Annotated in this window: 22 protein-coding genes; 18 read left to right on the top strand and 4 right to left on the bottom strand. The window is 35.6% G+C overall.

Translation table 11 applies throughout. The annotated features are described in order from the left end of the window. Positions 1 to 25 precede the first annotated feature (25 nt). The 4 genes from DEU39_RS06510 (at position 26) to DEU39_RS06495 (ending at position 4816) form a co-directional block, all read left to right on the top strand. On the top strand, positions 26 to 1516 hold the full coding sequence (locus DEU39_RS06510; RefSeq protein ID WP_062674972.1) for an MFS transporter: 1491 nt from the start codon (positions 26 to 28) through the stop codon (positions 1514 to 1516). 203 nt (positions 1517 to 1719) lie between these two features. Further along, positions 1720 to 2646, top strand: a complete 927-nt coding sequence (locus DEU39_RS06505; RefSeq protein ID WP_062674970.1) for a mevalonate kinase — start codon at positions 1720 to 1722, stop codon at positions 2644 to 2646. Positions 2647 to 2656: 10 nt separating this feature from the next. Then, on the top strand, positions 2657 to 3586 hold the full coding sequence (locus DEU39_RS06500) for a UbiA family prenyltransferase (RefSeq protein ID WP_120231352.1): 930 nt from the start codon (positions 2657 to 2659) through the stop codon (positions 3584 to 3586). A 63-nt stretch (positions 3587 to 3649) separates the two neighbouring features. Continuing rightward, on the top strand, positions 3650 to 4816 hold the full coding sequence (locus DEU39_RS06495) for a proline dehydrogenase family protein (RefSeq protein ID WP_120231351.1): 1167 nt from the start codon (positions 3650 to 3652) through the stop codon (positions 4814 to 4816). Between the two features lie 446 nt (positions 4817 to 5262). Here the strand turns inward: DEU39_RS06495 and DEU39_RS06490 are convergent, their stop codons facing one another. Continuing rightward, entirely contained in the window at positions 5263 to 5799 is a 537-nt protein-coding gene (locus DEU39_RS06490; protein ID WP_120231350.1) for a helix-turn-helix domain-containing protein, read from the bottom strand. Between the two features lie 968 nt (positions 5800 to 6767). Here DEU39_RS06490 and DEU39_RS06485 point away from each other — a divergent pair. Both DEU39_RS06485 and DEU39_RS06480 read left to right on the top strand, forming a co-directional pair. Beyond that, positions 6768 to 7877, top strand: a complete 1110-nt coding sequence (locus DEU39_RS06485; RefSeq protein WP_062674961.1) for a M14 family zinc carboxypeptidase — start codon at positions 6768 to 6770, stop codon at positions 7875 to 7877. Positions 7878 to 7929: 52 nt separating this feature from the next. Next, positions 7930 to 8334: a hypothetical protein gene (locus DEU39_RS06480; protein WP_228432515.1), complete on the top strand. Its 405-nt coding sequence runs from the start codon at positions 7930 to 7932 to the stop codon at positions 8332 to 8334. 203 nt (positions 8335 to 8537) lie between these two features. On the opposite strand, the gene DEU39_RS06475 is transcribed toward DEU39_RS06480, so the two are convergent. Further along, positions 8538 to 9035 carry a DUF4920 domain-containing protein gene (locus DEU39_RS06475; RefSeq protein ID WP_062674957.1) on the bottom strand — a complete coding sequence of 166 codons (498 nt, stop codon included), beginning with the start codon at positions 9033 to 9035 and terminating at the stop codon, positions 8538 to 8540. A gap of 142 nt (positions 9036 to 9177) precedes the next feature. Here DEU39_RS06475 and DEU39_RS06470 point away from each other — a divergent pair, with 142 nt between their 5' ends. The 7 genes from DEU39_RS06470 to DEU39_RS06440 all read left to right on the top strand — a co-directional run bounded on the left by DEU39_RS06470 (position 9178) and on the right by DEU39_RS06440 (position 18118). Next, complete coding sequence (locus tag DEU39_RS06470) at positions 9178 to 10590, top strand: APC family permease (protein ID WP_120231349.1); 1413 nt, start codon at positions 9178 to 9180, stop codon at positions 10588 to 10590. A 162-nt stretch (positions 10591 to 10752) separates the two neighbouring features. Next, positions 10753 to 11193 carry a GPW/gp25 family protein gene (locus tag DEU39_RS06465; RefSeq protein ID WP_120231348.1) on the top strand — a complete coding sequence of 147 codons (441 nt, stop codon included), beginning with the start codon at positions 10753 to 10755 and terminating at the stop codon, positions 11191 to 11193. A gap of 24 nt (positions 11194 to 11217) precedes the next feature. Further along, on the top strand, positions 11218 to 13101 hold the full coding sequence (locus DEU39_RS06460; protein WP_062674952.1) for a type VI secretion system baseplate subunit TssF: 1884 nt from the start codon (positions 11218 to 11220) through the stop codon (positions 13099 to 13101). Positions 13102 to 13184: 83 nt separating this feature from the next. Continuing rightward, positions 13185 to 14072 (top strand): class A beta-lactamase, subclass A2, encoded by an 888-nt coding sequence (gene bla, locus DEU39_RS06455; RefSeq protein ID WP_120231347.1) that lies wholly within the window; start codon positions 13185 to 13187, stop codon positions 14070 to 14072. Between the two features lie 289 nt (positions 14073 to 14361). Beyond that, positions 14362 to 17193 (top strand): excinuclease ABC subunit UvrA, encoded by a 2832-nt coding sequence (uvrA, locus tag DEU39_RS06450; protein ID WP_120231346.1) that lies wholly within the window; start codon positions 14362 to 14364, stop codon positions 17191 to 17193. Between the two features lie 271 nt (positions 17194 to 17464). Further along, positions 17465 to 17869, top strand: coding sequence for a hypothetical protein (locus DEU39_RS06445; protein WP_120231345.1), 405 nt, complete (start codon positions 17465 to 17467; stop codon positions 17867 to 17869). Positions 17870 to 17983: 114 nt separating this feature from the next. Next, positions 17984 to 18118, top strand: coding sequence for a bacteriocin-like protein (locus tag DEU39_RS06440; RefSeq protein ID WP_120231344.1), 135 nt, complete (start codon positions 17984 to 17986; stop codon positions 18116 to 18118). Between the two features lie 31 nt (positions 18119 to 18149). Here the strand turns inward: DEU39_RS06440 and DEU39_RS06435 are convergent, their stop codons facing one another. Then, a complete protein-coding gene (locus DEU39_RS06435; RefSeq protein ID WP_120231343.1) occupies positions 18150 to 18695 on the bottom strand; it encodes a DUF3828 domain-containing protein in 546 nt (181 codons plus the stop codon). A 117-nt stretch (positions 18696 to 18812) separates the two neighbouring features. Here DEU39_RS06435 and DEU39_RS06430 point away from each other — a divergent pair, with 117 nt between their 5' ends. The 4 genes from DEU39_RS06430 to DEU39_RS06415 all read left to right on the top strand — a co-directional run bounded on the left by DEU39_RS06430 (position 18813) and on the right by DEU39_RS06415 (position 20546). Further along, positions 18813 to 19325, top strand: coding sequence for a DUF421 domain-containing protein (locus DEU39_RS06430; protein WP_120231342.1), 513 nt, complete (start codon positions 18813 to 18815; stop codon positions 19323 to 19325). 5 nt (positions 19326 to 19330) lie between these two features. After that, entirely contained in the window at positions 19331 to 19822 is a 492-nt protein-coding gene (locus DEU39_RS06425; RefSeq protein WP_120231341.1) for a GNAT family N-acetyltransferase, read from the top strand. 208 nt (positions 19823 to 20030) lie between these two features. Next, positions 20031 to 20210: a quinol oxidase subunit 4 gene (locus DEU39_RS06420; RefSeq protein WP_120231340.1), complete on the top strand. Its 180-nt coding sequence runs from the start codon at positions 20031 to 20033 to the stop codon at positions 20208 to 20210. Between the two features lie 75 nt (positions 20211 to 20285). Next, on the top strand, positions 20286 to 20546 hold the full coding sequence (locus DEU39_RS06415; protein ID WP_081906509.1) for a hypothetical protein: 261 nt from the start codon (positions 20286 to 20288) through the stop codon (positions 20544 to 20546). 42 nt (positions 20547 to 20588) lie between these two features. On the opposite strand, the gene DEU39_RS06410 is transcribed toward DEU39_RS06415, so the two are convergent. Next, positions 20589 to 20903, bottom strand: a complete 315-nt coding sequence (locus DEU39_RS06410; protein ID WP_062674931.1) for a DUF4286 family protein — start codon at positions 20901 to 20903, stop codon at positions 20589 to 20591. 150 nt (positions 20904 to 21053) lie between these two features. Here DEU39_RS06410 and gyrA point away from each other — a divergent pair, with 150 nt between their 5' ends. Further along, complete coding sequence (gene gyrA, locus DEU39_RS06405) at positions 21054 to 23654, top strand: DNA gyrase subunit A (protein WP_120231339.1); 2601 nt, start codon at positions 21054 to 21056, stop codon at positions 23652 to 23654. Positions 23655 to 23671: the final 17 nt, after the last annotated feature.

The following is a 23671-nucleotide window of genomic DNA, read 5'->3' as shown; positions in this document are numbered from 1 at the left end:
TTTGTGCTACTAATATATATTTGAAATGTCTGAAACTGAGAATCGACAGCCTAAAAACATAAAGAATAATCCGAAAATTATGAAAGCCTGGGCTGTATATGACTGGGCAAATTCTGTTTATTCCCTGGTGATTACCTCTACCATTTTCCCCATTTATTACTCTATCCTGACCACTGCTTACGAGAAGAAAGAATATGTAGCGGAAACAAAAACATGGATTGATGTTCCGGTGAGGCATATGATCAAAATTTTTGGCGAAGAATATCAGCCGGATGCGGTGTATGGGTATTCCCTTACCATATCATTCTTTATCGTAGTATTGCTGTCTCCATTTTTATCTTCATTAGCGGATACCATAGGAAACAAAAAGTCTTTCCTGCAGTTTTTCTGCTATCTTGGTGCAACATCTTGTATGGGATTGGCCATGTTTACGGGAATGCATAATGTATTTCTGGGACTTTTATTCAGCATTACAGCCAGTGTCGGTTTCTGGGGAAGTTTAGTTTTTTATAACTCTTTCCTCCCGGATATTGCAACACCGGACAGACAGGACGCGCTTTCTGCAAGAGGGTATGTTTACGGATATATCGGCTCGGTAGTTTTAGTAGTCATCTGTTTGGTATTGATTCAGGTTTTTGCCAAAGGAGCAGCCCAGCAGCTACTGTTTACAAGAATCAGTTTCCTTTTAACAGGAGCATGGTGGTTCGGGTTTTCTCAATATACATTCAAACATCTTCCTCAATTTGGGGATGTGAAAGATAAACTTCCTAAAGATTTAGTACTCCTGAACTATAAGAATATCTTCAAAAAACATGAAGAGCAGGGTGGTTTCTTTGAGGTATTTAAAGATAACCTGAGCTTCTATAAAGATATTGCAAAAGAAAGTTTTCACGAACTGTTTAAAGTAGGCGGAGAGCTTTTCAAAGATCGAAATCTGAAATTCTTCCTTTCGAGTTTCTTCTTTTACAGTGTAGGAATGCAGACTATTTTCCTTATGGCTACATTATTTGGAAAGAGTGAAATTAACCTTGCTCAGGATAAACTGATCGGAACTCTTTTGGTGATTCAGATTGAAGCAATCATTGGGGCGGTTATTTTCTCACGGTTATCAAAGAGAATTGGAAACAGAAATGTTATTTCAATTGCGATTATCCTGTGGATTGTAGCTTGTCTTTGGGCTTATTTCCTGAACAAAGAAAATCCTACAGTAGAATATCAGTTTTATGGAGTAGCAGCTGTAGTAGGTTTGGTAATGGGTGGCCTTCAGGCAATGTCCAGATCCACCTATTCAAAATTACTTCCTGAAAACTCAATGGAAAACACTACTTACTTCAGTTTCTATGATGTTTTGGAGAAAATTGCCATCATTATCGGAACATTTATCTTTGCAACATTGATTGAACATTTCAATAATATGCGTATTGCAGCCTTATCAATGACCATATTTTTTGGAGCAGGATTAATTTTAATACGATTCCTGAACGTTAAAATGAGAAAAGACAGAGAAACATTATAATTTTAAAAGACGTTATTTTTAACGTCTTTTTTTTGTCAAGGTAATTCATTGAATTTTATCTATGAAATTATATTTATTTACCATTTTTTTTTCGTATTTTTAATAGAAGAACTGAAGAAAGTAAAATAGGAGACAATTCGGCCTGAATTTTGCTTATATTCAGCGGAATAATTTTTAACTTTGCAAAAAGATTTATTGTCAATATGACCAACCCTTTATTTTATGCAAAAATAATCCTGTTTGGAGAATATGGAATGATTGAAGATTCCCAGGGGCTTGTAGTACCCTACAGCTTCTATAAAGGAACTTTGAAATTTTCAGATTTGAGTTCTGAATTTGAACTTAATTCCAACAGACATCTGCAGAAATATTCTGAATTTCTTACAGCACTCGATCTTTCCGACGATTTTAAGTTGGATATCGAGAGCTTCAAAAATGATATTTCAAACGGACTTTTCTTTGATTCCAATATTCCTCAGGGATATGGAGTGGGAAGTTCCGGGGCTTTGGTAGCTGCTATTTTTGAAAAATATTCAGTCAGCAAACTGAACCCTGAAAACATTTCAAAAGATAATCTTAAAAAATTAAAAGCTGTTTTCGGTGAAATGGAAAGCTATTTCCATGGAAAAAGTTCAGGAATGGATCCGCTGATCTGTTATATGAATCTGCCAATCCTTATCGAAAATAAAGAAAATTTAGACAGGGTAGATATTCCGGAAGGTGAAGAAGGAAAGGGAGCCATTTTCCTGATTGATTCCGGAATGACAGGAGAAACAGGTCCTATGATCCAGATTTTCTTCGAAAAAATGAAAACAGAAGGTTTCCGTAAAACCCTGAAAGAAGAGTTTATCCGTTATAACAACGCATGTATCGAATCTTTCCTTAAAAAAGACATGAACCCTTTCTTTAGAAATCTTAAAAAGCTTTCTCACTGGGCTTATGAACATTTCCGTCCTATGATCCCTGAAAGTATTTTTAATATCTGGAAAAAAGGTCTGGATTCTAACGCTTATTATCTGAAACTGTGCGGTAGCGGTGGAGGCGGCTATATCTTAGGATTTACCAAAGATTATGCAAAAGCAGAAAAAATGCTTGATGGCTTCCAAAAAGAAGTGATTTACAGATTTTAAATAGATTGGAATGAATTCTGAAAAAGAACCTTTCCAATCTAAAAATTATCTCTCAAAATCTCTATTTTACAGATTTTCACAATTCGTGGGCTTTCTCCTCGGAGCACGTTTTTTTGTAGCCGCTCTTTTGACGTTTGCTCTTTATGTTTCTACTTTTTTCCTGTTCAATCAGGATGAATCTTTCAGAAAATTTGTCTTTGATTTTAAAGTTCACGGTATTATTTTTTGCACCGTCCTTACGATTCTGGCAGGCGGTATTATCAATCAATTCTATGACCTGGAGAAAGATCATTTGGTAAAACCTTTCAGAACAAGGTTACAGAGGTTCATCAAACAGAAATATTTTCTTTATGCATACCTGGCTCTCAGTGCTATTTCTTTAGGGGTAGCCTGGATGATTTCTCATAATGTATTTGCCTTTTTTGTGGTATATCAGTTCTTTATGTGGTTTTACAGTCATAAACTGAGCAGAATACTGATACTGAACAATCTCACTTTTGTCAGTCTCACCCTGTATCCGTTCTTTGGAATGATGGTGTATTACGAAACCTTTTCCAAAAAGGTTTTCCTGATGGCTGTCTTTCTGTTTCTTATCCTTCTCTGTATTGATATTGTGAAAGATACTCTTACCAGAAGTGTGGATAAAACATTCGGATACACTACAATTCCCAATTATTTTAAAAGCAGAAATACAAAAATTATTCTGACTTCTTTACTCATCATTACCATGGTAGTTTCAATGAAGATTATTACAAAAACTGGTATTACCGGGTTTATGGCCTATTATTTTGCCGGAGGGCTTTTTGTTATGATCGTATGCATTTATCTCCTGTTAAATGCTTCCCGAAGAAGTAACTTATTTACATTGAATATATTACGTTTCTGGGTTTTTATTGGAATCATTGCAATGCTTTTAAATGGAATAGAGCATAAATTGTAAAAAAATTCTTTAAATAAACTGAGGTTATTATTACCTTTGCATAACTAAATTTAATAAATAGGAATGCCCATTTTTAATGATACTAAAATTGCATTTGCAGACAAGTCTGATGCACAATTGAGAAAGGCTTACTGGATGTTTAAAATGATTGAACAGCCCGCTCTTACAAGCCTTGGAACATCTGTTCTGAATTTCACAGTACACAATAACTTTCCTTTCGTAACCGGAATTGTAAAAAATACCTTATTTGCACAGTTCTGTGGTGGTGAAACCCGTGAAGAAAGTATGAAAGTGGTGAAGCAGCTGTTCAAAAGAGGAGTTGGAAGTATTTTTGATTATTCCATTGAAGGGAAAGAAGATGAGGAAACCTTTGATGCGGTTTGCAAAGAAATTAAGGACATTGTAAGATTCTCAGTAGGAAATCCGGCAATTCCTTTTATTGTTTTTAAACCTACTGCTTTCGGAAGAATTGATCTGTATGAAGCTGTTGGAAAAGGAGCAGAACTTACTACCAGCCAGAAAGAAGAATGGGAAAGAGTCGTAAAAAGATTTGATGAAGTATGCAGTCTTTGTCATGAACATGATAAAAAAGTAATGGTAGATGCTGAAGAAACCTGGATGCAGGACGCAGCAGACCATCTTTGTGAAGAAATGATGGAGAAATATAACCAGCAAAAACCTATCGTTTGGAATACCATCCAGATGTACAGAACCGGAAGACTGGAGTATATGGAGGCACATCTTCAGAGAGCAAGAGAGAAAAATTACTTCATCGGTTACAAAATCGTTCGTGGTGCTTATATGGAAAAAGAAAGAGCCAGAGCAGCAGAAAAAGGGTACGCAGATCCGATTCAGCCAACCAAAGAGGCTTCAGATAAGAACTATAATGCAGGAATTGATTTTGTGATGGATCATCTGGATAAAGTGTCAGCATTCTTTGGAACCCATAATGAAATCTCTTCTGAGCTGATTATGGATAAAATGAAAGCAAAATCTCTGGAAAGCAGCAATCCGCACGTTTATTTCGGACAGCTTTACGGGATGAGTGATAATATCACCTTCTATTTGTCTGATAAAGGCTACAATGTGGCTAAATATCTTCCGTACGGACCTGTAAAGGATGTTGTGCCATATTTGACGAGAAGAGCCCAGGAAAATACCTCTGTAGCCGGACAAACCGGAAGAGAGCTTGGACTGATCAAAAAAGAATTGGAAAGAAGAAAGAAATAATAATATTGTCCACAATATATATCGGGCCTGCAGTTTTGCAGGTCTTTTTTATTGAAATTAAGCGACTGGGAAAATATATAAATTAATAATAATCGAAAAAATTGTCTGTTGTTGTGATTATATATTAAAATAATTTTATTTTTATTGCTGATTTGATTTTAAATAATTATATTTGATAGAGCCATAAAACGAATGCAAAAAAAAATAATTTCAATTACTGTTATAATTCTGTTTTAGAATAGAATCTCAACAATATAATAATCCAGTACTATTACCCTTTTAAATAGCCCAAATTGTAAAAACTATAATTATAGGAACAGATGATCATAAAAAAGAAAAACCCTATCAACTGTATCCTGTAAAAATTTTAAAATAAAATAAAGCAATAGCTTTAGTTTTCTTCTTCAAATATTTTTTAACCTGATCATCTTCTTTGATCAGGTTTTTTAAGGCTCAAAACTTTCGAATTTTCCGTTTTCGTAGAAGAGAACGATACGTTTTATTTTACTTTGCTGATTACCAAATAGTTGACCTAAAATATGATTGTCGGAATTTTCTAATCGCTGAGAATCCGATATTTTTTCCGGAGCTTTATCCTGGGCTGGTATAAACGATTCTCCAGGACTTGACGCTGGAGCTTCTGCTTCCGTTTCATCACTTCCAAATTCATCATCGTCATTCATCATGGTGAAAAGGTCGGGTAGTGGAGTTGTTTTTATTTTTTCCTCTTCAGTATTTCCTTCGCTAGTTTCTGATTCGGGAAGTTGAGATTTCAGCATCTCACCTTCACCGGTAACAAGCCAGTCCCAAAGAAGTTCCGGGAAACGGGATTTTATTTTTATGATAAATTCAAGAGACGGTTTGTTTCTTCCTGATGTGATATGAGAAATAGACGAACGCTGTACATCAATCTCATCTGCAAACTCAGAAGGAGTAAGACGAGAATACTCTATAATTTTGGAAATTCTTTCATTTAAACTCATAAAAATAAGCTATTAATTATTTTACAAATGTAACACATAAAATTTACAAATGCAAAATACAAATGTAAATAAAATAAAATTTCTTTTGTATACATTTGTAACACGCTTTTAATTATTTTAAAATCAGATAATTATGCATAAATTACAAATGTATCTACTTATTATCCAATCTATTATTACAACGCTCAACAGATTATTTATATCTATTAAAAGACTGATATTCTTCCAAAGCAATGGTTTAAAAATGTAATTTTAATCCATTGACGGAGTTATTTTGTCTATTAAATATCCTTAAAAATAGAATATACATTATTAAACTACTTAAATCATTTCCGGAAACAGAATTATAGATAAATACCATTTATAAAGCATATAAAAGTACTTTTGGTAGAATTACATTAGTAAATTACTGATGTAAACATACTATTTTAAGTTTATATTAGGCGAAGTTGAAAGAAAAACAATAGTCCTGTTAAACAACAAATTTTACTAAAGAGTAAAGCTCTTAAAAAAAGTGTTATTTGAGTCATTTTCAGAAATCTGTTTGATTGTTTACTTATTTTACATATGTATACAACGATAAACAACAAGGTTATCCACAATTTAAATGTTTAATAAAATAACTCTTAAATGATGAATTAAAGCCTTTTAACCACTTAAAGTGATGTTATAAAAACAATTGAGATGGATTTTATAAATAACTGGTTTTTAATATTTTAAATATATTTAATTAAATTATTCGCAATCCACAATTTTATCCACAGACAATTTGTCTTTCGCTGTTGTTTAATAAGGTTACAATTGTTAAACCGTATTCATAACTCAAAAAATGTCTAATTTAAACCTTGTAAACAATTTTAAAACCAGATGGCAAATGTAAATTTGTAAATTTTACTAGTATTTACAAATGTTAATTTAAGTTTTTGACTAAAAATGGCTAAATTTGATTCTTGTAAACTATTCCTACAATGAATTTTGAACAGATCTATTCACAAAACCCCGATTTCTCAAATCGCTATATTTCCCCTGAAAAATTATTTTCCTATCTACAGGACAATCTCAGCGATTATATTCAGGAGATCGGAACATCCTATTTAGATAAACCTATTTATCAGTTAAGCATCGGAACCGGAAACATTCAGGTATTGGCCTGGTCACAAATGCACGGAAATGAATCCAATGCAACCCATGCTATGCTTGACCTTTTGATAAGTCTTGATAAAGCTCCCGAAATGAAAGAAGATTTGTTCAGTAAAATAAAACTTGATTTTATATTCATGCTGAATCCGGACGGATCTGAAAGATGGACCAGATTAAATGCAGCCGATATTGACCTGAACAGAGATTTTCATAATGAAGCAAGTAAAGAGATTAAATTCCTGAAGAAAGCAGCTGCTTCCAAAAAATACGATTATGCTTTAAACCTTCATGAGCAGAGAACCATTTTTACTACTGATGGTATCCATCCTGCTACACTTTCCTTTTTAGCACCTTCTGAAAACGTAGAACGTACGGTTACTGAAAACAGGAAAAAATGCATGGCAGTTATCGGAAGTGTATACAATCATTTAAAAGAAATGATTCCCAACCAGATCGGAAGATATTCTGATGAATTTTATCCGACTTCTACCGGAGATAACTTTATCAAAGCAGGAATGCCAACCATCTTATTTGAAGGCGGGCACTTTGTTGAAGATTATACCCGGAAAGGAACAAGAAAATACTATACAATTGCTCTTTATTATGCATTAAAAGCAATCAGTGAACTGAACTCTGATACTACAGGCTGGGAAACTTACCTTGAAATTCCCGAGAACCAGGAAACGCATTATGATGTTATTTACAGAAATGTAAAGCTGAATACAGAGCATGAATGTATTTTGGATATTGCCGTTCAGTACAGGGAGATCAAAGAAGAAGGAAAGAATGAAATTTCTTTTATTCCTTTTGTGATGGAAGCAGGGGACGTAAAACAAAAGAAAGGCTGGCTGGAAATAGACTGTACCGGAAAGAAATTTATTTCTGCAACTAAATATCCTAAACTGGATGCTGTGGTAGAATTTAAAATTGAAGATTAAAACAATGGTGTAAAGATAATCTCCGTTACTAAATTAATTAATAAGGATTATTATGATGAAAAATTTTCTGACCTTAATTTTATTGATAAGTATGGGATCGCCTTTGATGGCACAAAATCAGTCTGCCATTCCCTATAAAGCAAATGATAGTGTAATGGTGACCGTAATCCTCCGCCACATGCAGGAAAATCCTGTGGACTCAATCCAGGCAAGAGTGATGAAGCAAAAATTTTATCAGAAGCTCAATAAAAGTCACACCCGTATTGTATCCTGGAATGTTGTGATGGGAATAGGACAGATTATTACTTTAAGATTTAAACCTGAATACACAAGAGAAGTGAATCAGGTTTTTGAAAGCGGAGCTTGGGGTGGATTCAAGACAGAGTTTTATCCATCGTATGATTTTCTACCTGTTTATCCGGTAATGTTAGAAAAAGAAAAGAAACTGAGTAAATAATAAGATCAGTTAATATCATCTTATAAAAAATTCGGCAGGCCTTTAGGCCTGCCGAATTTGTATTTTTATATCTGATTTCAGAATTTGACTAGTAAATAAAATTTATATTCAATAGAAATGGGCTTTATCCTATAGAATGTTAAAAAATATTCATCCGGTTTTAGCCAAAATCTAATTTTATAGATTTTATTCAATAATTAAGCTTACTTAACCACTTTAATTCCATTCGCCACAAATCTGATCTCTTCTTTAGGTTGAGTAATGGCATCAATTTCAGACTGTGGCTGTTTAGCATCTTCTGCATAATGTTTCTGCTCATTTACAGAAATTACTTTTCTTTCTGCATTACCATCCAATACTACATTTTTTCCTTTTAAAGCTGTAGGTACGAAGAAAGCATAGTCTTTCATTTTTACAAAAAACTTAGAATTATCTTCTGTCTGGATTGTAAGCCAGCAACCTTTTTTGTCACATACGTCAGTTACTTTTCCTTTAATAGATACATTCTCAACTTTTTTGTTGTCTTTTTTAAGCTGCTTATTCAATTTATCTACGCTGATCGCTTTGGATACAGCAGATGAAGTTACCTGGCTTCCATAAGTATCACCTACCAAAGCTTTCCCTTCTGGTGGTCCGGATTGAGCAAATGCTAATGAAGAGCCTGTAAAAGCGGCAGCAAATAATAAAACTTTAAATTTCATGTTTAATATTTTTTTCAAAAATACTAATTAAAATTGAATCATAAAGGAATAAAAAATGACAAAAAACAGGTGTTTTGATGAATTTTCAACAAAATTGAAAATCAAAGACAGATTTGATTATATTTGACTCCTATACTTGACTATGCAAAAAAAACTGAAACTATGGGATGCCATCATGCTTGTGATGGGATCTATGATCGGAAGCGGGATCTTTATTGTAAGTGCTGATATGATGCGAAACCTGGGATCAGGATATTGGCTCATTGTGGTGTGGGTGATCACAGGAATAATGACAGTAGCCGCAGCCATAAGTTATGGAGAACTGTCCGCACTGTTTCCGAAAGCCGGAGGGCAATATACTTACCTGAAAGAAATCTTTGGTAAAAGAATGGGATTCCTTTACGGATGGGGATTGTTTACCGTAATACAAACCGGAACAATTGCTGCCGTAGCAATGGCTTTTGGTAAATTTACAGCGTATTTGATTCCTTCATTAAACGATGCTGCCCCTATTTTCCAGAGTGGTGAATTTAAAATTACCTGGATACAGATTCTGGCAATTGCTGTGATTCTGTTGCTTACGTATATCAACACCAGAGGAGTAGAGAGCGGAAAAATTCTTCAGAATATCTTTACCGGTTCCAAAATTATTGCATTACTGGGACTGATTGCCGCCGGTTTTATATTGGTAGACATTTCTAATTTAGCAGAAAACTTCAGCTGGGGAACAGATTCTTTTAATAACCTTAAAAAAGATTTGAGCGGAAATTTCCTTAAAGAAGGCTGGGAACCGATTGGAGGAATGACTCTTTTAGGAGGAATTGCTGCTGCCATGGTAGGTTCTGTCTTCAGCTCTGTAGCGTGGGAAAGTGTAACATTTGTTTCCGGAGAAATTGAAAACCCTAAAAAAAATGTAGTAAAATCAATGATTTACGGGACTTCTGCTGTAATGATCCTTTACATCGCGGTGAACTATGTCTACTTAAATGCTCTGGACAGAGATGGAATTGCATTTGCTGCCAATGATAGAGTGGCGGTAGCGGCATCCCAGAATATTTTCGGAAGTGCAGGAACGATCATCATTGCTTTATTAGTTATGATTTCTACATTTGGATGTAATAACGGATTGATTCTGGCGGGAGCAAGAGTTTTCCAGACGATGGCAAAAGACGGAATGTTCTTTAAATCGGCAGAAAAAAATAATAAAAATGAAGTTCCTGAAAATGCCTTATGGATGCAGGGAATCTGGGCATCAATTCTATGTCTGAGCGGGCAGTACGGAAATTTATTGGATATGATCTCTTTCGTGATCGTTCTGTTTTATATGATTACGGTTTTTGGGGTTATTTATTTAAGAATGAAACAGCCGGAGCTGGAAAGACCTTATAAGACATGGCTTTATCCTGTAACGCCGGTTATTTATCTTGTCATAGGAACATGTTTCTGTATCCTGTTGCTTATTTACAAGCAGCAATATACATGGCCTGGTTTTGTTTTGGTATTGCTGGGACTTCCTGTGTACTATTTTATCAACCGAAAAAAAGCAAATGCTTAAAATAAAATAAAATAAAAATGTAACAGATTAAAGGGCTTTCAATTCAATTTGAAGGCCCTTATTTTTGAATAATATTTAAAGTATTGTCATCATTATTTGCCGAAAATGCGTATTTTGGTATTTCGTTTTTAGAACAGGACCATGAAGTAAAAACAATAAGTTATGGATACACCAAATTACAGAATGCCTTTCGTACCGTCTACTTTAATGACTGAAGGCGGAAGTATCGATACCTGCGATATGGGGGAAAGTATTGCCCACAATATTATGCTGCTGATCACCACCAAAAAAGGGGAGAACAGATATGATGAAAACTATGGAAACGATGTCTGGAACCTTGAATTCGATAATGGAGTTACAAGTGCCATCTGGGAAAGCGTTTTTATCAAAAGCTTAAGAAGACAGATTCAGGAATATGAACCAAGAATCGTAAACCCGCAGATTGATGCTCATATACAATTCGTAGAGCACAGCTACGATACTAAAGAACACACCGAAATTAAAAAGAAAGTAAGAATTGCCATCAATGCAAAAATGGAAGCAACAGGAGAACGTTTTAGTTTTTCAACAGAATTGTTTCTAAGCCCGATGTCTATTGATTAATATTTTTAACAGCGAAAGAAAATTATGAATTTAGATCAGAATATTTATTCCAAAGAATCTGTAAAAGCAAGAATGCTGCAGAATGCAACTAAAGTATGGGGACTAAGAAGCCCGCAGTCTTTAGATCCTTTTGTAAAACTGCTGATAGACGCATTCAGTACAGAGGTCTTCAAAGCGAATAATGAAATACAGACGGTGAATGCCCGTATATTGGAAAAACTGGCAAAACTGCTTACACCGTCCATTTATACCCATCCTATTCCGGCTCATTCTGTAGCTTTTACGCAGCCTTATGAGTCTTCTGAGATCTTATTGGAACACACGGAATTTTTCTTCCGTAAACAGATGACTTCCACGGTAAAATCAGAATCAGACAAGCAGCTGAACATTCCTTTTACTCCTGTAGGAAATGTGAGAATCAATAAAGTTCACACTTCAATCATGTTTGTAGGAAATACCTGCTACAGCATCGATGACAGATTCAACAAAATTCCTATTGCAAGATTTCAGGGAAGACCTGAAGATTACAGAAAAATAACAATAGGGGTAGATGTAAGCAAATATGTAAGTGAAAACTTTCCCAAATACCTGAGCATATTCTGCTCCAATCCTGCTTTCGAGCACCTTGATTTCGTATACAAATTATTACCGTATATCACGGTTTCAAGTAATGGGAATCCTCTGTTTGTAAGAGAAGGATTGAGCTATCTTACAGAAAGTCAGAATGATGGTTACGAGCAGATGTTCAAAGAACAATCCATCAGAAATAAGGTGATTGAGGATATTAAAAGTATCTATCGCCATAAATTTATTGAAGTAACAGGAATCTCTCAAAGTCTGTTCTCAGAACCGGGACAGCTTCCACAGAACCTTGATTTCCTGACTGGAAAAGAAGAAATTACTAAATTTCTGGATAATAAAAGTTATCTGTGGCTTACGTTTGAGTTTCCACCACAGTTTTCAGCAGAAATCCTGGATAATTTCTCATTTGTACTGAATGCTTTTCCTATCTACAACAGAGGTTGGAAAAAAACAGAATACAGCCTTGATATCATGGGAAATAATATTCCTTTGGTAACAGACGAAGGCGAGCATTTTCTTTATGTGGATGAGGTACAGGATGGTGACGGCAGAAGATATACCGAAATTCCTTTCACCCCGGCCGATGATCTTAAAAAAGGGTTGTATACCGTAAGAAAAGGAGGAATGGAGCGTTTTACCAGCCGAAATGCAGTAGATATGATTGCCAATGTTCTGGAACTGACAAGAGATGAAATTGCTGCATTTTCCCTTTTGAACAGAGATAATGTAAAAGGAGTCTTAAGTGAAATGTCTGACAAAATGAAATCCATGGTGCAGAAAGTAAATAATGCCAAAAGGAATATCAGACAGGAGCTGAATTACGTAATCATGGAACCGGTGGAAAAAACCGATCATACCTACGCTTCTTTTTGGGTAACACACTGTACGCTGGCCAATCATATGCGTCCGGGAACTGAACTTTCCAACCAGTTGAAATCCCAGACTGTGGTACTGCTTACCGAAACGTTAGGTGGAGCTGAGGAACAAAAAGGAACGGATAGTATTCAGGCGTATAAATATGCCCTGACAACCAGAGATAAGATCATTTCTTTGGAAGACGTTAAAAACTACTGCCGCATGATTCTGAAAGATGAGGTAAGAGAAGTAAGGGTAAGAAGAGGAACGATGATCAGCAACAAACCAAAAGAAGGTTTTGTAAGAACTGTTGAGGTAGAAATCATTCCGCAGAACTATTCTTTCTACGGAAGAGCCTATTGGGAAAATATGGCCAATATTATAAGAAATCAGATTATTGCCAAAGCCATTGATGGAATCGAATATATCGTAAGGATTACCAATGAAGATGTTGATTTCCAGGATATGTAGTTCTTATAAAATAAGTTGAAAAAATAAATGCCGTACCCGCTACGGCATTTTTAATGTAATGTTCAGAATAAGATCAGAATTCAATGAAAAAAATATCACTTTTAATACTTCTCCTCCTCTTTGGTGCTCATTTAAAAAGCCAGACTATTAAAGATCTGAAAAATAAAATTAATCAGATAATCTCTACAAAAAATGCAACTGTTGGAATATCTTTAAAAGGAATAGAAGATAAAGATACACTGAGCATCAACGGAAATAAAGAAACTCCAATGTTGAGTGTTTTCAAATTTCACATTGCCTTAGCTGTTTTAAACCGGGTTGACGAAGGTATATTAAAACTGGATCAAAAGTTTTTCATCAAAAAAGAAGATCTGCTACCCGAAACCTGGAGTCCGATCCGGGAAGAATATCCTCAGGGGAATATGTATCTTACCTTAGATCAGTTATTAAGATATACCGTTTCCCACAGTGATAATAATGGTTGTGATATTTTATTGAACATCATTGGCGGAACGGAGACAGTACAGAAATTTATTAATAAGCAGGGGATTAAAGATTTTACCATAAAAGTAAATGAGAAGGAAATGTCCTCGTTTGAAAAATGTTATCTGAATACAACAACGCCTTTGGCAACCACAGAACTTTTAGAAAAATTCTATAAAGGAAAAGTGTTGAAAAAAGAAACTACAAAATACCTGTATCAGGTGATGGTAGAAACTTCAAGAGGGCTTACCTGGATGAAAGCGGGACTGCCTGTAGGTACAGAATTGGCCCACCGAACAGGAATTTCCGGAAGAAATGAAAATAATCTACGCGCTGCAATGAATGATGTAGGAATTATAAAACTTCCAAATGGAAAACATGTGATTTTATCCATTTATCTTAAAAATATTAAAGAAGAAATGGCAGATACGGAAAAAATCATCTCAGATATCAGTCACGCTGTCTGGGAATACTATACGTGCAAATGAAAATTTGTAATTATGATTATACCTTTTTTAATCTCAATATATTTTATCATATCAATAGGAACGGGCTTTAGCCCGTTTTTTAATAAATGAGCTTCCATTGGCTTCAGCCCAAAGATAATGATCTGAAAAATATAAAATCATTCCGGAAAAATTCAATAACATCGGGTTCAGTGTCTTAACAAAACCTAAGAATTTTTTATGAAACTTTTATCCCATTTATATTCAAAAAAAGTCTATAAAATTTCGTATTTTTGCACGTTGTGATTTTCAGGCAAAGTCACTCCAAATTATGAGCAAATCAACAGAATATATAGAAGTTTACGGAGCACGTGAACACAACCTGAAAAATATTAATGTAAAAATTCCACGCAATGAATTGGTCGTGATTACCGGCCTTTCCGGAAGTGGAAAATCGTCATTGGCTTTCGATACTATTTTTGCGGAAGGCCAGCGTCGTTATATCGAAACATTCTCTGCCTATGCCCGTCAGTTTTTAGGTGGATTGGAGCGTCCGGATGTAGATAAAATTGAAGGACTTTCTCCGGTTATTGCTATCGAGCAGAAAACAACCAATAAAAATCCGCGTTCTACTGTCGGAACCGTTACTGAACTGTATGACTTTCTACGTCTTTTGTATGCAAGAGTTTCAGATGCGTACTCTTTGTCTACAGGGCAGAAGTTGGTAAGCTATACCGAAGATCAGATCCTTGAAACCATCAAAGAAAATTATAAAAAAGAGAAAATCATGCTTTTGGCGCCAGTGGTACGTTCCAGAAAAGGACATTATCATGAGCTCTTTGTTCAGATGGCCAAAAAAGGTTACGGGCAGGCAAGAATTGATGGTGAACTGCAGGATATTGAATATGATTTAAAACTTGACCGTTATAAAACCCACGACATCGATATCGTTATCGACCGTTGGATCATCGGTGAGAATGCTTCAGAAGGAAGAATGGAGAAATCATTGCGTACAGCAATGGAAATGGGAGAAGGAATTATCGGAATTCAGAAATTGGGAAGTACAGATATCGAATATTTTTCCAAAAACCTGATGGATGCTGAAACCGGACACTCTCTGGCACTGCCGGAACCCAATACCTTCTCATTCAATTCTCCAAAAGGAAGCTGCCCGAATTGTAAAGGTTTGGGAACTATTAAAAAAATCAATACCGATTACTTTATAGACAATCCGAAACTATCTATCAATCAGGGAGGATTACTGCCGTTGGAAGATATTAAATCCAACAAATGGATTCTGTCACAGATCAAAAACATTCTTGAGATCTTTGGATTAGGATTAACAACGCCATTGCAGGATATTCCTGAAGAAGCATTGGATTATATCTATAAGGGATGTCATAAAGAGTTTAATAAAGACCTGAAATACGCCGGAATTACCAAAAAAATAAAAATTGGTTTCGATGGTCTGATTGCTTTCATGGAGGAGATTATTGAGGATAGAGACTCATATGAAGCTGTTTTATTGGAAAGACATTTTACTACAGAAGAAATATGCCCTGAATGTCACGGAACCCGTCTTCAGCCTTCAAGCTTAAGTTTTAAAATTGATGGAAAGAACATTGCTGAGGTTAATGCTTTAAGCTTAGCGGATTTAAAAGACTGGCTGGCTGATGTTAAAGATAAATTCTCCGAAAAAAATAAAATCATTGCTCATGAGATCTTAAAAGAAATTGAAACCAGACTTCAGTTTTTGCTGGATGTAGGATTGGATTATTTAAGTTTGAGCAGAAGTTCAAAAACACTTTCCGGAGGAGAATCGCAGAGAATCCGCCTGGCAACACAGATCGGATCTCAGTTGGTAAATGTGCTGTATATTCTTGATGAACCAAGTATCGGGCTTCACCAGAGAGATAATGAAAGACTCATCCATTCCCTGAAAAACCTGAGAGATATTGGAAACTCTGTATTGGTGGTAGAACATGATAAAGACATGATTCTTGAAGCTGATGAGGTGCTGGATATTGGTCCGAGAGCAGGAAAATTCGGTGGAGAAATTCTTTGGCAGGGGAAACCAAAAGATTTATTGAAAGCCGATACCATCACTGCTCAATACATCAATGGAAAAAGAAAAATTGCAATTCCTGAAGAAAGAAGAGCAGGAAGTGGTAAAAATATTGTTTTAAAAGGAGCTACTGGGAATAATCTTAAAAACGTAACCCTGGATATTCCTCTTGGAAAACTGGTTGTAGTAACCGGAATTTCAGGAAGCGGAAAATCTTCTCTGATTAACGGAACATTGTATCCGATCCTTAACAAGCACTTCTACAGAGCGGTTCAGGAACCGTTACCATACAAGAAAATTGAAGGGTTAGAAAATATTGATAAAATTGTAGATGTAGATCAGACTCCAATCGGAAGAACGCCACGTTCGAACCCTGCAACCTACACCGGAATGTTTACCGATATCAGAAACCTTTTTGCAGAGCTTCCGGAAAGTAAAATCCGTGGATATAAACCGGGAAGATTCTCTTTCAATGTAAAAGGCGGAAGATGTGAAACCTGTCAGGGTGGAGGATTGAAAGTGATTGAAATGAATTTCCTTCCGGATGTATACGTGCACTGTGAAACCTGCAACGGAAAACGTTTCAACAGAGAAACCCTGGAAGTTCGTTACAAAGGAAAATCAATTTCTGATGTATTGGATATGACGATTGATGAAGCCGTAGATTTCTTCCAGCCAATTCCTAAGATTTTTGCAAAAGTAAAAACATTACAGGATGTAGGTTTAGGGTATATTACCCTTGGACAGCAGTCGACAACCCTTTCAGGAGGTGAAGCACAACGTATCAAGTTAGCAACTGAATTAGCAAAAAGACAAACCGGAAATACCCTTTATATTCTTGATGAACCAACTACAGGACTTCATTTTGAAGACGTAAAAATCCTGATGGATGCCATCAACCAATTGGTAGAACTTGGAAACTCATTCATCATCATCGAACATAATATGGACGTGATCAAATTAGCAGACCATATTATTGATGTAGGTCCAGAAGGAGGAAAACATGGCGGACAGATTGTAGCACTGGGAACTCCCGAGGAAATTGTAAAGTCTAAGAAGAGCTTGACTGGAAAGTTCCTGAAGAGGGAACTGGAGTAAGTATTCATAAAATTTATAGAGCATTTTTAAAATAAGAAAATCGAGATAATAATTGGCTAAACTCATAAGGTTTAGCCTTTTTTATGCTTAAAATACCTTTCCAATATTAAATTTTCAATTATTTTTAAAATTTATCAAACTGATAATCAATTAATTAATCTTTAATGTTAACCCAATGTTAACTCAATGTAAAATTAATATGAATTATTTTTAATAACTTTGGTTAAGAGATACAAAAATAGGTTAGTATAATATTTAAAACCAGTTAGTTATGAAAAATAGAATTCAAATAGTAATGGCTTCACTTTTCGTTTGCGGATTTGCTGCTGTTTTGAACACTGCTAAAGCTCAGACTACAGATCATAATACCATTCAGGAAATTCAACTGAGCAAAAGTGAAACGTTTAACGATATCAGAAATAAATTAGAAGCCAATTTTGACCTTACCAATCCTGATTACAAGCAGGGAACCGTAAACTCAGTGGTGAAATTTGATATCGCAAAAAACGGAAAAATTGTAAACGTTCACTCCAGTGGAGACTGTAAAACCGTAAGTAAAGAAATTGAAACCGTGTTAAGTGATCTCGACTACAGGGTAGATCGCAAAAAACTAACTGATAATATGGTTGCCTATACTTACGTAATGCCAGTGACAGTAGAGATCCACAGCAGATAGTATTCATAGCATATTATTCAATAATATGTGAATAATGAAAACTTATCAGATTAAGTTGTAATAAACAAAATAGTATAAGATTTTAATTTTGGGCTACCATAAAATTAAAACTATATGAAAAATTTAAAAAAGCTGACAAAATCAGAGTTGAAGTTAGTGAACGGAGGAGAGCCTGTAAAATACTGTACGTTTTGCGAGTGGGCAAATAAAGTAATCTGCAGCGATATTCCAATCGTTCAATGTCCGTAAAAAATAAAGCCGCTTTTTGTAAGCGGCTTTTCTATTGTTGTGTACTCTGAACAAACTGTTTTAATCTTGCTTTAAGATCTTTAGAATTCCCTATTGTATCAAAAATAACATTATCTATTCTCCATCCTTTCTCTGTATTGATAAGATGCACGGTGTCCATCCAGGTTTCTTTGGGGGAAGCTGCATTATATTCGAAGGCTACCAATGCTTCAGCAGTCTTATCCTGTATCTTAACAGACTTGATTTTATAATCTGTAAATCCTTCATACAGACTGGAAAAAATAGCCCCTTCGAATATTAAAGGTTTCTCATCAGGATGATCACTATTTTTTACCTTTTCAATATCAGCCTTTGATGCATTGATGGCCTCGTCTAAAACTTTTTTTAAGTCCTGAGAAAATAAAGTATCCGTAATCGGCTGGTTGTAAATAGCCTCGTTGGATTTACCGTATCGAGTATACAGTTCATTAACTTTTTCAATAATGGCAGTTTCTGAAAACCGGGTAGGTTGAGGTTCATTCTTTTTGCAGGATACAAAAAACAGAAATATTCCTAAACAGAGAAAAAAATTTTTCATTGGTGTTATTTTGTGGTATTATTTGAATTTCAGGCTCAAAATGTATACCAAAATCTGTCCGTAAAATATTTCTCACGAATCACAAAAATCAATACATTTGAGTAGATAAAAAAAATTGTGGATCCTATTCTTAACGTTGCTGTCCGTTCCCTTTGTGTTTACCTTTTCATGGTAATTGCAATCCGTTTATTTGGTAAAAACCAACTTTCTCAGCTCAATGCCGGGGATGTCGTATTACTATTACTTATTTCAAATGCTGTTCAGAATGCAATGGTAGGTCCCGATACTTCTCTTCAGGGCGGAATTATTGCGGCATTGGTTTTGTTTGTTGCTAATTTCATTGTGAAGAGATTCATGTTTTCCAGCCGCTCCTTTCAGATTTTTATGGAAGATGAGCCGGTTATTCTGATCAGGGATGGGATTGCAGATCAGGCAGCCCTGAATCGGGTAAAGATTACAGAAAGCGAATTGGAAGAAGCGATAAGAGAACACGGAATTGAAAACATAAACAATGTAAAGCTTTCCGTTCTGGAAGTGGATGGAAATATCAGTGTTGTTTCTCAGGATGAAAAAAGCAAGCAGACACACTATTCAAGAATTAAAAGAAAAATCAAAAGAAAATACCATTAAATACGATGAATTACGAATTAAGAGAAATGCTTCCCACTGATGAAGCCAGGGTTCTTGAAATTTTCCGCCAGGGAATAGACGGTGGGATTTCCACTTTTGAAACAGAAGTTCCAACTGCTGAAGCCTGGAGCATGGGCTATTTTAACGACTGCCGCTGGGTACTGGAAAATGAAAATAATGAAGTTGTGGGATGGTGTGCCTTAAAACCGGTCAGCAAAAGAGAATGCTATAAAGGAGTTGCAGAGGTAAGCATTTATTTTGATAACGAATATCAGGGAAAGGGATTGGGTTCCGTATTGCTTAAAAAATTGATTTTGGATAGCGAGGATCACGGATTCTGGACATTACAGACCAATATCTTCTCCGAAAATGAAACTTCTATCAAATTTCATCAGAAAAACGGTTTCAGAATCGTAGGCGTCCGTAAAAAAATCGGAAAGCTCAACGGAGAGTGGAAAGATATTATCCTGATGGAAAAAAGAAGTGAAATCGTCTAGAGAGCTATAATTTATAATTGATGATTGATGATTGATGATTTTGTTTGGTAAGCATATGATTCTCCATAACAAAATTCACCATTGACCTGCGAAGCAAAATTGACCATTGACAATAATCATTGAAATTCAACCTTAATCCTCTAACTTTAACTTTTTTAACCTTTGGCACTACCATTGTTATATTAAATAAAGTTGAAAAATAGAAATAATGAAAAGTTTGGTTAAAATCACAGGAGTTCTTATCGTAGCGTTAATGTTATCATCATGTGTGGTGCATGACAATGGACGCCGGGTGAAAACAGTTCCGCCAGGACAGGCTAAAAAAGTGTTTGGAGGGAGTGCAAAAGACTATGCTCCTGGGCAGGTGAAAAAAAGAAGCGGCTACTAGGAAGTACAGAAAATAAAAATTAGCAGTAAGTTTTAACATATATTAGCTTAATTTCAATTTCTTTTGGCATTAACCTTGATATATTTCGCTATCGAAATTGAAAAAGTGAAAATAATGAAAAGTATGTTGAAAATTGCTGGGGTAGCAGTGGTTGTTTTAATGCTGTCCTCTTGCGTGGTACATGAGCATCATGGAAGAAGAATGCCACCCGGGCATGCCAAAAGGTATTATGGCGGAAGTGCAAGGTACTATGCACCCGGCCAGGTAAAGAAAGTGTATATTTATGACGATCGTGGTCATCATCACAAAGGCCGCGGTCATGGACATCACAGATAAAAAAGAAAAGCACTGAATTTTTCAGTGCTTTTTTATGATCTATTATAATCTCGATTTTTTCGGATTAAGGAAAGTGTTGAAAACCATCACTTCCTGTCCGAACTTTTTCTCAATTCTTTCAGAAATATTTAAAAGTTCACTTTTAATAAAATCTTCCCTCAGTTCATCATTATCAAAAATTAACAGGAGATTATAATTTTTGCCTTCCTCGATAAAGTCACTGTGTACCTCAGAAAGAATATATTTGTTGACATCCATCAGGTTTTCAGTCATTAAAACCAGTGTTTCATCAATATAATTTTCCCATTCTTCCAGGTTATCTTTTGTGCAGTGGAAAGTTATACTTAATACGCTCATATTTTTATGAATTTTTAAGATTTTTTTGGATAAATTCTACAGCAAAAATCGGCATTTTTTTCGTAAATTAGCCCGTTAATAAAAATTGGGAATAAATAATTTTCAGACTTACAGCTAAGAGTTTGAATATCATTACAATAAAATTTGTTTATGCAAAAAGAAGGAGAAAGACTAATTCCTATCAACATTGTTGATGAAATGAAGTCGTCTTATATCGATTATTCGATGTCCGTTATCGTTTCAAGAGCGTTACCGGATGTAAGAGACGGCTTGAAACCCGTTCATAGAAGAGTACTTTATGGTATGTATGGATTAGGGGTATTTTCTAACAGAAAATATTTAAAATCTGCGAGAATTGTTGGGGATGTATTAGGTAAATATCACCCACACGGAGATTCCTCTGTATACGACGCTATGGTAAGAATGGCACAGGATTGGAGCTTACGTTATCCTCAGGTAGACGGACAGGGTAACTTCGGTTCTATGGATGGTGACCCGCCTGCAGCAATGCGTTATACCGAGGCAAGATTGAAAAAAATCTCTGATGAGGTTCTTTCAGACCTGGACAAAGAAACAGTTGATTTTCAGAATAACTTCGACGACAGTTTACAGGAACCGACCGTAATGCCTACTAAAATTCCGAATCTTTTGGTAAATGGTACTTCAGGTATCGCCGTAGGTATGGCAACGAATATGGCGCCTCATAACCTTTCAGAATCTGTAGATGCAATCTGTGCTTATATCGATAATAAAGAAATTACGATTGACGAACTGATGCAGCACATCATTGCACCGGATTTCCCTACAGGTGGTATCATCTATGGATATGACGGAGTAAGAGATGCTTTCCATACAGGAAGAGGTAGAGTAGTTTTAAGAGCTAAAGTGAACTTTGATGAAATCGGAAACAGAAACGCGATTATTGTTACCGAAATCCCTTATCAGGTAAACAAAGCGGAAATGATCGCCAGAACAGCAGAGCTTGTTAAAGACGAAAAAATCCCGGGAATCCACGAAATCAGAGATGAGTCGGATAGAAAAGGACTTCGTATTGTATATGAATTGAAAAACGATGCAATACCGAATGTCGTTCTTAACCTATTATATAAATATACAGCACTTCAGACATCTTTCAGTGTAAACAATATTGCATTGGTACACGGAAGACCAGAGCAGCTGAACCTTAAAGATATCATCCATCACTTTGTAGAGCACAGACATGAAGTAATCGTAAGAAGAACTCAGTTTGAGCTTAAAAAAGCAAAGGAAAGAGCTCATATCCTTGAAGGATTCATGAAAGTGATCGGAACCCAGGATGCTTTAGACAGAGCAATTTCTATTATCCGTCACAGTGCCAACCCTCAGGCTGCGAAAGAAGGCTTGATTGAGGCGTTTGAACTTTCAGACATTCAGGCTCAGGCAATTCTGGATCTTAGATTGGCTCGTCTTACAGGAATGGAGCTTGATAAGATCCGTGATGAATACGATGCGATCATGAAAGAAATTGCTAATTTGGAAGACATCTTAGCTAACGAGCCAAGAAGATTCCAAATCATCAAAGATGAACTGATCGAAATCAAAGAAAAATACGGAGACGAAAGAAGAACTGAAATTGATTATTCGGGAGGAGAAATGTCTATCGAAGATATTATCCCGAATGAATCTGTAGTTCTTACGATCTCTCATGCAGGATACATCAAGAGAACTTCGCTTTCAGAATATAAAATTCAAAGTAGAGGTGGTGTAGGTAATAAAGCAGCAACGACAAGAGATTCTGACTTCCTTGAGTATATTGTTTCTGCAACTAACCACCAGTACATGTTATTCTTTACAGAAAAAGGAAGATGTTATTGGCTAAGAGTATTTGAAATTCCTGAAGGTTCCAAAACAGCAAAAGGAAGAGCTGTACAAAACCTTATCAACATTGAACCGGATGATAAGATTAAAGCCTATATCAGAACGAACAACCTTAAGGATTCTGAATATGTAAATCAAATGAGTGTTGTGATGGTAACCAAAAACGGTACAATCAAGAAAACATCATTGGAAGCGTATTCAAGACCAAGAGTAAATGGAGTAAATGCTATCGAGATCAGAGATAATGACCAGTTATTAGGAGCTTATCTTACCAATGGAACATCTCAGATTATGATTGCTACTAAGAATGGTAAATGTATCCGTTTCCCTGAGGAGAAAGTAAGAGAAGTAGGTAGAGGGTCTATCGGAGTAAGAGGTATCTTGCTTGAAGATGGTGACGAAGCTATTGGTATGATTGTTGTGAACGATGTAGAGAACGAAACAGTACTTGTAGTATCTGAGAAAGGATACGGAAAGAGAACTGCAGTAGAAGACTACCGAATTACCAACAGAGGAGGAAAAGGAGTTATTACGCTTAACATTACTGAAAAAACAGGAAACCTTATCGCTATTCAAAATGTAACGGACGAAGACGGATTGATGATTATCAACAAATCCGGTGTTGCGATTAGAATGGGAATGGATGAAATGAGAGTAATGGGTAGAAATACTCAGGGAGTAAAACTGATCAACCTTAAGAAAAATGACGAAATTGCAGCCATTGCAAAAGTAGAAATGGATAAAGATGTAGAAGAAGATTCTGAAGAATTTGGAGAAACAGAAGAAGGAGTTGTAGGATCGCTATTTGATAACCAGGAAAATGACAAGGTAACACCTCAGGCTGGAGATGAAAACCCGGCAGAGGAGAATGAGAATTCTGATTCTAAAGAATAAATTGTACAATTAAATAT

Origin of the sequence: Chryseobacterium sp. AG363 (assembly GCF_003610675.1) — a bacterium.
Classification (GTDB): Bacteria; Bacteroidota; Bacteroidia; order Flavobacteriales; family Weeksellaceae; genus Chryseobacterium; species Chryseobacterium cucumeris.
This window is presented reverse-complemented; position numbering and strand designations above follow the sequence as displayed.